This is a genomic window from Streptomyces sp. NPDC014891 (genome assembly GCF_043081085.1).
Taxonomy (GTDB): domain Bacteria; phylum Actinomycetota; class Actinomycetes; order Streptomycetales; family Streptomycetaceae; genus Streptomyces.
This window is the reverse complement of the sequence record NZ_JBIBWF010000005.1, coordinates 687046-698254: the sequence shown is the minus strand read 5'-3', so window position 1 is coordinate 698254 and position 11209 is coordinate 687046. Positions and strand designations below refer to the sequence as shown.

Annotated in this window: 10 protein-coding genes; 4 read left to right on the top strand and 6 right to left on the bottom strand. The window is 65.7% G+C overall.

Annotated elements, in window-relative coordinates; all coding sequences use genetic code 11:
• Positions 1-88 precede the first annotated feature (88 nt).
• The 6 genes from ACF09E_RS18420 to ACF09E_RS18395 form a co-directional block, all read right to left on the bottom strand.
• Positions 89-253, bottom strand: a complete 165-nt coding sequence (locus ACF09E_RS18420; RefSeq protein ID WP_392206103.1) for a hypothetical protein — start codon at positions 251-253, stop codon at positions 89-91.
• Positions 254-335: 82 nt separating this feature from the next.
• Positions 336-1001 (bottom strand): hypothetical protein, encoded by a 666-nt coding sequence (locus ACF09E_RS18415; protein ID WP_392206102.1) that lies wholly within the window; start codon positions 999-1001, stop codon positions 336-338.
• A gap of 112 nt (positions 1002-1113) precedes the next feature.
• Positions 1114-1659: an HAD domain-containing protein gene (locus ACF09E_RS18410; RefSeq protein WP_392206101.1), complete on the bottom strand. Its 546-nt coding sequence runs from the start codon at positions 1657-1659 to the stop codon at positions 1114-1116.
• A gap of 15 nt (positions 1660-1674) precedes the next feature.
• On the bottom strand, positions 1675-2367 hold the full coding sequence (locus ACF09E_RS18405; RefSeq protein ID WP_392206100.1) for an SAM-dependent methyltransferase: 693 nt from the start codon (positions 2365-2367) through the stop codon (positions 1675-1677).
• The gene (locus tag ACF09E_RS18400; RefSeq protein ID WP_392206099.1) at positions 2368-3279 is read right to left on the bottom strand and encodes an aminoglycoside phosphotransferase family protein; all 912 of its coding nucleotides are present in this window, start codon (positions 3277-3279) and stop codon (positions 2368-2370) included.
• 75 nt (positions 3280-3354) lie between these two features.
• Positions 3355-4104 (bottom strand): hypothetical protein, encoded by a 750-nt coding sequence (locus ACF09E_RS18395; RefSeq protein ID WP_392206098.1) that lies wholly within the window; start codon positions 4102-4104, stop codon positions 3355-3357.
• A 225-nt stretch (positions 4105-4329) separates the two neighbouring features.
• Here ACF09E_RS18395 and ACF09E_RS18390 point away from each other — a divergent pair, with 225 nt between their 5' ends.
• The 4 genes from ACF09E_RS18390 (at position 4330) to ACF09E_RS18375 (ending at position 11204) form a co-directional block, all read left to right on the top strand.
• Positions 4330-5685 (top strand): tetratricopeptide repeat protein, encoded by a 1356-nt coding sequence (locus tag ACF09E_RS18390; RefSeq protein ID WP_392206097.1) that lies wholly within the window; start codon positions 4330-4332, stop codon positions 5683-5685.
• Between the two features lies 1 nt (position 5686).
• Positions 5687-6214, top strand: a complete 528-nt coding sequence (locus tag ACF09E_RS18385) for an NUDIX domain-containing protein (RefSeq protein ID WP_392206096.1) — start codon at positions 5687-5689, stop codon at positions 6212-6214.
• Positions 6215-6435: 221 nt separating this feature from the next.
• On the top strand, positions 6436-9855 hold the full coding sequence (locus tag ACF09E_RS18380) for an AAA domain-containing protein (protein WP_392206095.1): 3420 nt from the start codon (positions 6436-6438) through the stop codon (positions 9853-9855).
• Positions 9852-11204 (top strand): hypothetical protein, encoded by a 1353-nt coding sequence (locus tag ACF09E_RS18375; protein ID WP_392206094.1) that lies wholly within the window; start codon positions 9852-9854, stop codon positions 11202-11204. The genes ACF09E_RS18380 and ACF09E_RS18375 overlap by 4 nt, the downstream gene beginning before the upstream one ends.
• Positions 11205-11209 lie beyond the last annotated feature (5 nt).

The window sequence follows — 11209 nt, the reverse complement described above, 5'->3', positions numbered from 1 at the left end:
CGGCTCGATCCGGTCCCACATCGCATCAGTGATCACTAATCGGACAGACACATCCGATCAACTGATCAACTGATCAAAGAGACACGCTCTAGGTGTTGCCCGTCCACGCGCGAAACCAGTCAGTGGTTTCATCGGCAGACAGGAAGCACTCATAGGGCTCGAAGTCGACGCCGTCCTCGCCGATGCACTCCATCCGAACTGCCATCGCAGCGGCAAGGGCGTCGGGAAACTGGCGATCTTCGTTTGCGGTCACGCGAAGAGACTATCGATCGACTCTTGTTGGACACCGCCGCCTACCTCGCTTAAACCGTAACCGAGATGACGCGGACGGCACGTCAGTCGTCGTCATCCACACCTCCTCGCAGCCCCCAATCGTCGAGGCCGGAGTAGATCATGGCAATGCGGCCTCTGGGGAAGTTCAGCGCAGCGGCCTCACCGCTGTAGAGAGCGATCAACGCATCTTGCCCTCGCCACCAGGTGTCCGTCAGGCCCATCACCTCGCGTACTTGCACGTAACCCGTCAAGTCGATGCTGGCGACGTCCTCTCCGACGAGCTTGGTGACCTGATTCGCCAACCCGGATGCATGGTGGGCGAGGGCCACCGACTCCACCCACCCCTCGATGGTTGCGTGGAGAGGGGCCCACTCCTCTGCCTGCATGCCAAACTCACCGGACGGATTGATCATGAACGAGTAGGGGACTGCGGTCCGCTGCATCCCGGCTTCGAACCACCACCCTGCGGAGTCCTCTTCCGGCGAGTCCGGATCGAGGTACTTGGGGCCTCCGTCGTACTGCGGTGCGGGTGGCAGGAGCAGACCGCCCCATCGGTCCTGGTAGGCCGCCATCCGATCAATTACCACTGGTGGAACGTCTCGTTCGAGCCACCACTCCCGGTGCCCCTCAACGGAACGAACGTCTACTTTGACGCCATGCGTGCCGACAAAGGTTCGCGCTCGTCGGGTCAGGCCGTCGGGCACATCGTTGATGAGGTGAAGTTTCATCCGAGGACGCTACCCGGCCGGTGCAGGCGGGGCCTTGACCGGCTTCCGGAGGCAGAGCGTCCCAACAACGAGACTCGCTCTCTCCCGCCCGTGGCGGCGAGGGCATCGGTCGTCAGGCGGCGCGAGTTGTCGGTACCTGTGCGACCCACCCCGTGGCCTCGGTCAGGTGCTCGGGCTGTAGACCGAGGTGCGGGTCGGGCTGAATGAGGAGAGTCGCCGCTCCCTTCGCAGTGCGCTCCACCGCCCATTCATGGTCGAGGCCGGTGAAGTCGTCGTCGATCCATACGGCGGGGGCGTCGCCGAGCCAGGCGTCGACGTGGTCTCGTTTCCAGAGGTAGCCGTCGGGATGGCTGGTGGTGATCCGGGGGCGAGGCAGCTCGAGGTAAGGGAAGACGGGCAGCCCCAGGAGAGGGCCGATGATCGTGGCAGCGTCCTTGCGCCAGCTCGTGCACCACACGGGAGTGACGAGTCCGCTGGTCAGGAGATCGGTGAGAATGCCGCCCTGGCTCGGGTCGAGCCAGATGGGCACGGGGTCGTCGGGGTGCCGGCCGGTGGGCAGGACGGTGTGGCGGACGTGGGTGGGCGGGGTGCTGCCGTCGGCGGCCGGGAACGGGATGAGGACGCCGTCGATGTCCAGGAGCAGGTAGGGCAGGGTCATCGGTGCCTCCGTCGGTCAGCGTTTGCGGGCGGTGATCAGGAGGGTGGTGGGCCAAGGGTCGCGGCGCGGGTGTCGCAGCTCCACCGTCGAGGTGATGCGCAGGCCGGTCCGGGAGAGGTGAGCTCCCCAGCGGCGAGCGTCGAACTCCCATCGAGCGAGGGGCAGTCGGGTGCGGTCGGGCATGGTGACGTAGTCCTCGCGCGGACGGTCGTCCGTGGATGGATGTCTTCCGGCCCGTGCCGGGTGAGGGACGGAGAAGGCCAGGACACCGCCTGGTTTCAGACGTCGGGAAACGGCGTTGAGGAGGAGTTCGGGGGCGACGAGGCCGACGGCGCCGAAGACGGAGTAGATCGCGTCGAAGGTCTGGCCGGTGGCCTGCAGGTGGTGCAGTGCGTGGCCGGCGGCAAAGGTGGCACCGTCGATGTGGCCGTAGTGGGAGCGGGCCCGACGCACCTGGAGGCCGACCAGATCCACGCCGGTGGCGCGGGCCTGGTGGTGCTTCGCGAGGTGGGCCACGTTGTGGCCGGGGCCGCAGCCCAGCTCCAGGACGCGTTTGCCGCCGAGGTCCCGTCCCAGGATCTCGGCGCCGGGACCGATGCCAGCGTGGGTACTCCATTCCATCCGGGCAGGCGCGGTGAGGGCGTGCGCGGGGGCGGCGGCTGTGCGCTGGGCTGCGTGGGCGTACCAGGGGGAGATCTGGGCGAGCACCTAGACCTCCAGGAGTTGGACCACATCGCCCAGGTGGCGGCGGACGACGGGGATGTACGCGGGGTCCTTGGCCGGGTCGTCGATCCAGCGGATGGCCTGCTCCATGAACCACTCCACGGCCCACATGCGGTGCCAGCCCAGGGCCCATGCCTCTGCGGCCAGTCCGCCCCGCGTAGCGAGGGCGTCCTCATGACCGCCCGCGGTGACGTACTGCTCCAGGAACACCCGCATGCGGAAGGGGCTCGGCACGTCGGTGGTGCCGTGGTACGAGGCGAGGTCGATCAGGCCGGGGCCGGTGAAGGCGCGGGCGAAGTCGAGGAGATGCCAGCCGTTCTCCCCGATGTGGACGCTCGTGGGGTGGAACTCGGAGTGGACCCAGCCGAACGGGTCGAGCGTCGCACCCCGGACACGGGACTCGGCTGCGGCGGAGATCTTCCCCAGCGCGGTCTCGATGTCGTCGCAGTCGGTCCACCGGTCGGCCTTCCGCAGCCGCTGGAGGTGATCGAGGGCTCGGCCGGGCAGGGCTGCGAGGCCCGCCCCGTCGAGGAGGGGCAGACCGCCCGCGGGGCGGACGGCGTGGAGCATGACGGCGGCGGCGACACCGTCGAGGTCGTCTGCGTTCCGTACGGGGGTGCCGAGGTCGTCCATGAGCATCCCGATCCACTTGTCCTGCATGGCGGTGGCGTGGAGGGCAGGGACCGGGAGCCCGCGTTGGTGGGCCAGCCGCAGGGCTTGGGCCTCGCGGTCAAAGGGCTCCTTGGCGTACTTGAAAACAGCGGTGGTCCCGTCGGGGAAGGTGACACGTTCGACGCCGGACATGCCCCAGACACGAATCTCGGCACGGTGGGGGAGGGGCTTGCCTACGAGGGTGCACAGGTCGTCCAGCAGGGTGGCGGACAGGCTCTGGTCCATGGGGGTCTCCAGGGGGATGGTGGGCTCCGGGGCGGGCGCGCGAGCTGCCCCTTCCCGGAGCCGTACTGGGGTGGGTTACTCGGCTGCGGGCACGCGGTGGGCGTAGACCTTCTCGATCCAGCCGGCCTTGAACTCGGACAGGTCGTCACGGAAGTTGGCCATCGAGGCACCGTAGGGTGCGACGACGCCGCCGGACTGGTCCGGCACGGACTGGCAGCCGTGCACGAGCCGGCCGCCGAGCGCGGCGTGAGCCTTGATGGACTCGATCCGGCGGTGCTCGTTGAACCAGCCGCCGTGGTAGACCTCGTCCAGCATTCCGCCCGTCTCGTCGTCCAGGTCGAAGACGACGGACGTGGCGGCGGGGAAGAACCAGCACGGGCCGACGTTGGAGATGTGGCCGTCCAGCTCGACCTTGTTGAGCGCCATGAGCGTGGCCGCCTCGCGGAGCATCCTCAGGTGGTCGGCGGTGATCTGCGGCAGGCCGATGCCGGCCAGGTGCTCATCGCGGAAGAGGTAGACGTACACCTTGTACGCGGTGGCCAGGACGCGGGCTGCGTCGGAGGTGGACTCGCTGTGCTGCTTGATGAAGTCCAGCGCGAGCTGTTCGACCGCGCTCTCGGTCGTCTCGTCCGCGTCCAGGAGCTGGGACTTGACCAGCTCCCAGTCGGCGACGAGCCAGGTGCTCGACTCGAAGCGGAAGAAGTACTCGGCCGGGTCGATCGTGATGCGCCGGCCGTCGACCTGGATGCCGGGCAGGCGGCTCCAGCGCGGGTCGAAGGCGTCGGGCAGCTCGACCGTGATGGTCGTGGTGTCGATGGTGGTCACCGTGTTCTCCGTCTCTGATTGGCCGAGGTCGGGCACAGGAATGCCCGAGCCTGGTGTGGGCGTACGGAACTTCGGGGTGCCGCCCGGACCAAGGGGGAGCCTGGATCACGGTCGTGGCCGTTCCGGGCGGCTGCTGATAAGTGAACCGTTGGTCACGCTCAGTGGGTACGGTGGAAGGCAGTTGAAGCGGTATACGCGGTTTACAGCTCGGGAGTGGAGGCGATCTTGGCGGCGCAGAGAGACCCCAACACTCGTCTGCGCGACGTCATCAACGCGGCCGATTGCACCTACGAGGCTCTCGCCCGAGACGTACGGCGCATCGCCGCCGAGAACGGCGAGATCCTCCAGACCAACAAGTCGGCCATCTCCCACTGGGTGAACGGCACCCGTGCCCCGTCGGGCCGAGTAGGCCAGTACCTCGCCGAAGCGCTGTCCCGTCGAGCGGGGCGCACGATCACCCAGACCGAGATCGGCCTCCAGGTCGGTGATGGCGATGCGCCAGCGGAGTCCGACCCCGTCCTCGCGGCCACCGACCTGGGGCGCGCCGACGTCGAGCGCCGCCGCTTCCTCGCAATCGCGGCCTTCACCACCGCCGGCGTCGCCATGCCGCTCGGCTACGACCACGAAGCCACCGCCCGCATGCTCCGCGCCCGCACCGGCACGTCCCTGGTCGGGGCTGAGGACGTGGACGTCGTACGCCAGATCACCGCGGCCTTCAGCGCCGCCGACGAGCGCCTCGGCGGCGGGCACGGCCTGACCACCGTCACCGCGTACCTCGCCGACACCGCCGCACCCATGCTGCGCGGATGCTTCCCCAGCGAAGCATTACGCCGGGCCGCGTTCGGCGCCGTCGCCGAACTCGCCTACCTCGCAGGCTGGAAGCACCACGACCTCGGCCAAGAAGGCGCCGCCCAGCGCTACTACCAGGTCGGCTACAAGCTCGCCTGCGAAGCCGACCCCCACGGCCACGCCGCCTGGATGATGCGCGCCCTCGCCCACCAGGCCCTCAGCCTCAAACAGCCCCACCACTGCGTTGACCTCGTCGAAGGCGCCCTACGCACGGGTCTCGGCCACGTCGACGGCCAGACCGAGGCTCTCCTCCACATCACCCATGCCCGCGCCTACGCAGCCACCGACGAGCACTCGTCGGCCGCACGCGCCCTGCTCGCCGCCGAGGACGCCCTCCTACGGGACGACGGCCCCCAGCCCAGCTACTCCCGCGTGAGCGGCCCCGCCGCTGGCACCGTAGCCAGCCACACCGCCCGCACCCTGACCGACCTCGCCGACCACATCGGCACCGAACAGCAGCACCGGGATGCCCTCACCCGCTGGGACCCCGGGAAGTACAAGCGCGTCCACGCTCTCACCCACGCCGACCTCGGCGACAGCCTCGCCGCCCAGGCCCGCGCCGACGAAGCCGTCGCCGCCTGGACCCAGGCCCTGGTCCTCATGGAGGGCATGACCTCCGATCGCACCCGCAAGGCGATCACCTCCATCCGCTCCACCCTCGCGGTCTACCAGCGCCGCCGCGTCCCCGGCGCCGCCGATCTCGCCCGTCGCGCCCGCAAGGCCCTCGCCTAACATGCCCAACAACCCGCCCGACGAAGGGAACCCCGTGGCCCAGCAGACCGACAACCGCCCCCCAGCCCTCCAGCCGGCGCTCGACTCCATGACCCTGCTGGTCGCGGCCGTCATCGTCCACGACAAGGCCACCAACCGCGTCGTCCTCCTCCAGCGCAGCGAAAATGCCAAGTTCGCCCAGGGGATGTGGGATCTTCCCGTCGGTAAGAGCGAGCCGGGCGAACCCATCACGGAGACGGCGGTCCGCGAGCTCTACGAGGAGACGGGCCTCACTGTGAAGCCCGAGTCCCTCAAGGTCGCCCACATCATCCACGGAGCCTGGGGCGTCGAAGCCCCCAACGGCTTCCTCACCGTTGTCTTCGCCGCCCATGAATGGACCGGCGAACCCGAAAACCGAGAAAACCGCAAGCACTCGCAGGTCCGCTGGGTCGATGTCAATGCGATCCCCGATGCCTTCGTCGACACGACAGCCAGTGCCCTCCGCCAGTACTTGGAAGGTGGCGCAAGGGTCTCTTTGAACGGCTGGTGACGGTCGCCAGCAGACGGAGTTGCCATTCCTGTCGCGCTGACCAAGAGGATGTATCACGCAGTGATCTTTTTGAGTCTTGTGTAGCAGGTGAAGGCTGAGGCGGCCGAGGAAGTGGCTGTCCTTCCTCGGGTTCCGGCCAGTTGTGCCGGTACTCTGTGGAGTGAAGTGATCTGACCTACAGCCCGAACGATGGGTGTGGTCGTCTTTGGGGAGGGGCGAACGTGTCAGCAGGAGACCAGGTCGGGGAGCATTTCACTCTGCTTGAGGTCGGATCCCGCGCCGGCAGCTTCGGCGTTGTTCGCAAAGGGATCGACAGGCGCGACGGTTCCTTTGTGGCCGTGAAGTTTATCAATAGTCAGGCCGACGCACTGAGCCAACGTGTCTTTGAGCGCGAGCGGCGCACGCTCAAGGATCTGTCGCACCCCAACATCGTTCCCTACCGCGACTCAGGCATAGACGAGACCGGCAGTTACTACATCGTGCTGGACTGGGTCGAACGCAATCTTGACGACCTGCTCGCGGACGCTAGCCCGTGGCAATCGTGGGATCGTCTCGCGAAAGAGATCGCGTTCCCCATTGTCGACGCAATGGCGTACACCCACCTCAAGCAGGTTGAGCATCGCGATCTGAAGCCAGCGAACATCCTGATCACATCCAGCGGGGTCCCGATGTTGGCGGACTTCGGCATCTCCAAGATCCGCGGCGACGGCGAGGAGACCACCAACACGGTCGCCGACTGGCACTCGCGGCCTTATGCCCCGCCCGAGATCAATGCCGAAATTCGCTATGTACGTGACGTCTACTCTCTCGGTGTCCTTCTCATTCAGTGCATGAGCCCCTCACGCCTCAAGACGTGGGATGACGTCGAGCAGGCCGTCTTGGACATCGACGTTCCGCCGGAAATCCGGCGAATCCTGACCGCCTGTGTGGCACGCGTTCCGAGCGACCGTCCAAAGAACGCCAGTGACCTGTTCGCAGCGCTTACTGCCGCTCAGCAGCGCCGCGTCACAAACGCAGCGGCAGCATCACCAAAGCCGATCTGGCTGCGCATTACGGGCAACGCAGCAACAGCGCTGGCCGGCGCACGCGAGAAGCGTTTGGAGGCTCAGGCTGTCGTTCAGGCAAACCTCGCCGGAGACGTCCACGCAACGTTCCTACTCGACCGCGATTCTGGAGAACCGCAGCGCGACAGCATCTTTATCATCGGCGAATCATGGCGCTTTAACATAAAGCCTGACGCGGACGGTGCCGTGATGGTGTCAGCGAGGCAGATGGAGTTGGACGCGCTGGAGGGGTATCGGCGTCGAGGATTTCTCTTGCCGAAGAGCTACTCGTGGACGTTCCGTCGGCCGACGAACATCGAGGCCGCCAAACAGGCGATGACCGACCTAATCCATGGCCTCGACGAGTTCTACGCCGAGAAGGCCGAGCAGATCGCCGCTGGCACGGTCGACCGAGCGGGCGACGACCTCTTCGATACTTGGCTCCGGATTCTGACCGCCCGTGAAGAGCTGGCGCGCGGTGAGAAGAAGCCTCTCCCATACAAGGGCTTCACCGTCCGGGGGCGCGAGGCGACCTTCACACTCGCGGAGCCGGTCGAGCAGGACCTCATCAACACCGAGTGGCGCGTCAAGGACCAGTACACCGACCGTCGTTTCGGTTGGGGCGAGGTCGTCGAACACGATGGAGACACTGTCGTCATTCTTGGCAATCGGTGGGAGAGCATCCCAGATCGCGGTTTGCTCATCCCTCACATCGGGCCGGACGAAGTATCCATCGGTCGCCAACGCGAAGCCGTCATGTCAGTTAAGAGCGGTACGGCAACACGGCCGGAACTGCGGGAGTTGTTGCTGCAGCCGGAGACCGTCTCGGCTCCGACTCCAGTGGAGGTGGCCGACTGGAGTCGCGACCTCGATCAGCGCAAGCAGGAAGCAGTCAGCACAGCGCTCGGCGCTAAGGATGTGTACCTGGTGCAAGGTCCGCCAGGAACTGGCAAGACCAGCTTCATCGCTGAACTGGTGGAGCAGTGCCTGCTCGCCAAGCCTGATGCTCGCGTTCTCATTGCTTCCCAGACGAACGTTGCGGTCGATAACGCCCTTGAGAAGCTCGATCAGGGTGGCTTTGCCCGCCTGGTCCGTCTGGCCAGCGCAGACCAAAGTCGCGTCAGCGAGCCGGTGCGCCACCTTCTGCTGGACGCCCAGATGAGGAAGTGGGCACAATCCGTCCGCCGCAAGGCGGAGTCGTACCTCAGCGCGCAGGCGGAGGCTGCCGGTATTTCGGGATCACACCTGCGGGCAGCGCTCGCGCTGCAGCAGCTAGCTACGACCGTTCGAGAGATCCGGGTATTGCAATCGCGGGTTCAGGAAGAGGAAGAACTTCCCGAGCAAACGGAGCTCACGACCGCGCTGGGGTCTTCGGACTCAACCGCCTCCGCACAGGAACGCGTCGACGCCCTGATTGACCTCCGCGATGAACTCTTCGAGGAAACCCAAGCAGCTCTTGCCGGCGATCTGACGTTGTCGCTCAGCATGTCGCCGGAGGACGCACTCCACGCGGTCGATGTCCTCATCGGCGAAGGAGCCGAGTCGCGGGCACTGCTGACGCACCTTCGGCTCCAAGGAGAATGGCTCCAGCGGATCGCATCCAACCAGCGCCTCGCGGCAACGTTCCTGGACCAAGTCAGCGTCATCGCTGGCACCTGTACGGGCTTCCTTCGTCACCCTGCTGTGCGCCATCTCGACATCGACCTGTGCATCGTTGACGAGGCATCGCGGGCGACACTGACTGAGGCGCTGGTGCCAGTGTCTCGGGCCAAGCGGTGGATCTTCGTCGGGGACACCAACCAGTTGCCGCCGACTGATGAGGAGCTGCTCCGCAGTAGGGAGCTCCTCGATGAGCATCAGCTCACTAAGGCGGACATCCAAGAGACGCTCTTCCAGCGGCTCGCTACCCATTTGCCGGAGCACTCCCAGATCCTGCTGAATCAGCAGTATCGCATGATCCGCCCTATCGGCGACATGATCAGTTCCTGCTTCTATGACGGCAAGCTGGTCTCGCACCGACAGGCTGGCCTGTTGGGCTACGACAGGGCCTACGGCAAGCCCGTCCTGTGGATCGACACGTCGTCGCTCGGCGGGCAGCGTCGCGAGTCGGCGCCGCAGGGCACTGCAACCAGCTACGCCAATCGCGCTGAAGTGCGCGTGCTCACTGATCGGCTCAAGGTGCTGAACAAGGCCATCGAACACAACCTCATACAGCCTCCGAACTCCGGTGCCCCCTTGGACGTGCTGGTGATTGCCCCCTACGTCAGCCAGGTGACGGAGCTGAACGTGCAGCTCGCCGCGATGCGCAAGCGGCTCCCCTATCTCGCCATGACCGTGATGTCGGTTGACGCGGTTCAGGGTCGCGAGTCCGACGTCGCCATGCTCTCGATCACTCGCAGCAACAGTACCGGGCAGCTCGGCTTCCTTGGTGCGGACTATTGGCGTCGTATCAACGTCGCACTCTCCCGCGCTAAGTACGGCCTGACGATCGTCGGAGACGCCGGGTTCATCAAGGGCACGCCCGGCGCCCTTCGAAATGTGCTGTCTCACATCGAGACGCACCCCGATGACTGCGAGATCAGGATGGCCGACCGATGAGCCTCACCGCGTCAGAACAGATCCGGCGGCGGTTCGGAAACCAGAGGCCAGGACTGGAGCTGCTCGGGCTCGTCGAGGCCGCCGTTCCTGTCACGGTCCTCCGTGTGGACGTGCTTGCTCAGGAGCGCAAGCAACTTCCGCTGCTCGACGAGTTCATCATCCAGTTCGTATATGAGGGCGTGCAGACGATCGATGAATTGGCGGCGCTGCTCGGGCTCGAACACGAGCAGGTACTCAACGCTACCGCCGAGCAGGTCAGCGAAGGCAACATCCGCCGGAGCGACGGACGTCTCGCACTGACAGCGCAGGGGCTGGAGGTCGCCCGCAACGTGGCCGCCATCCAGCCGGTCTTGAAGCAGCTGCCCGTCCCGTTCGATCGCATCGTCTGGAGCATCAAGAACTACGCCCAGATAAGCCTGATCAAGAAGAAGGTGGCGGAGGAACGTGGCTACCTTCTGCTCCCGCGTAAGAAGCAAGCCAGCGTCGCATTGACGGACCTCACGGTCGAACGGTTCAACGAGCTGATCCGCAACCGCGAAGACCGCGAGCGGCTCATCGAGATTCTCCGCATCCGCAAGATCGCATCCCAGTCCCAGCATCTCTACCTGCCAGCTCAACTTCTGGTTTATGGAAACCCCGAGCAGGGCGAGGTCGAACTAGAACTATGCATTGATGGCGAGCTCCGATCGGCGCATGGGCTTGAGCTTGCTGCCATTGGTGCCGCCGAGAAGCTGGGGTTCCAGGTCGGTCAGCCGGAGCCCCGCCCGACGCTCAGCCCGGAGCTCGAAGAGGCCCGTGTCCCGGCCGAGCAGATCAAGGCACTTGTTCAGGGCGCTGTGAAGACGCCCGATGGAGGCGCCCCTGCGACGGTGACGGAGATCCCCGTCCGGAGCGTCAGTATGCTGGAGCACCCCGATCACTTGACCGCCGCGCTCGACTCAGCCCGCAAGCGAATCCTCATCATCTCCCCGTGGGTCAAAGGTGGTGTCGTCAACACCCACTTCATAGAGAGGCTTGAGGGTCGGCTACGTGCGGGCGTCGAGATTCACATCGGCCATGGCATCGGTTCCGACGACCGAGGTAGCGACGAGTGGGTACTCCGCAAGCTGCGCAACCTTGCCCAGCGCTACGAGGGCAGGTTCCACTTCGTGCGGCTGAACAACACCCACGCCAAGATCCTGATCTACGACGGGATCTGGATTAACACCAGCTTTAACTGGCTCTCCTTCAAGGGCGACCCGAACCGGACCTTCCGCATGGAGGAAGGCACGCTCGTGCAGATCCCGAGTGAAGTCGACAAGGCATACCACCAGTACGTCGAAGTGCTGGCGACTGACGCCAAGCCGTAGCCCGG